Source organism: Prochlorococcus marinus, from assembly GCF_001180245.1.
In the GTDB taxonomy this organism is placed as follows: Bacteria; Cyanobacteriota; Cyanobacteriia; order PCC-6307; family Cyanobiaceae; genus Prochlorococcus_A; species Prochlorococcus_A marinus_F.
This window is the reverse complement of sequence record NZ_CVSV01000054.1, coordinates 1-484: the sequence shown is the minus strand read 5'-3', so window position 1 is coordinate 484 and position 484 is coordinate 1. Positions and strand designations below refer to the sequence as shown.

At 25.2% G+C, this 484-nt stretch carries 2 protein-coding genes; one reads left to right on the top strand and one right to left on the bottom strand.

Translation table 11 applies throughout. The features are described 5' to 3' along the window. The first annotated feature begins 62 nt into the window (after nucleotides 1–62). A complete protein-coding gene (locus AMO19_RS01940) occupies nucleotides 63–194 on the top strand; it encodes a hypothetical protein (protein WP_257008698.1) in 132 nt (43 codons plus the stop codon). A 64-nt stretch (nucleotides 195–258) separates the two neighbouring features. Here the strand turns inward: AMO19_RS01940 and AMO19_RS08420 are convergent, their stop codons facing one another. Then, nucleotides 259–429 carry a hypothetical protein gene (locus AMO19_RS08420; RefSeq protein WP_011863490.1) on the bottom strand — a complete coding sequence of 57 codons (171 nt, stop codon included), beginning with the start codon at nucleotides 427–429 and terminating at the stop codon, nucleotides 259–261. Nucleotides 430–484: the final 55 nt, after the last annotated feature.

Below are 484 nucleotides of genomic sequence, written 5' to 3'. Positions count from 1 at the left end.
CTTAACAATAATTGTACAATTTTGATTCAAAAACTATTATTTATCTTGATTTTATAAATTCTATGTTTTCTTTCACTTTTGATCCTTTGGCTGCGATATTTGGTATATCAGGAATTGTAGGCTTCTTTTTCTTCGTCTCTGCTGCTAAGGGAACTTCCAGTATCAATACAAAACCAAAAAAAGAATTAGATTAGTACTTATTGTCTCAGAAAACTAAATTAAAATTTTAAATTTAGTATTTAAAAGGCTTTTTTATTATTACTTATTCCATTGTTTAGAAATAAATTCAAGAAAATCTTTTAGATCCTCTTCAGGACAATTTGTTTGTTTTTGTAAATCAATGCAAATTTGCTTGATATTTTCAAAGGCCTTTTTTACGATTTCGTTTTTTTCAATAACCTCAAAATATTCTTGATCAGTAAAAGGCATAATATTAGTTTCCTTCTTGAAAATTATTTATTAACCATATTTTATCTACATTGAC

Excerpts from the sequence above, each read along its gene's own strand:
- AMO19_RS01940 (WP_257008698.1), top strand. The coding sequence starts at position 63 with ATGTTTTCTTTCACTTTTGATCCTTTGGCTGCGATATTTGGTATATCA.
- AMO19_RS08420 (WP_011863490.1), bottom strand. The coding sequence starts at position 429 with ATGCCTTTTACTGATCAAGAATATTTTGAGGTTATTGAAAAAAACGAA.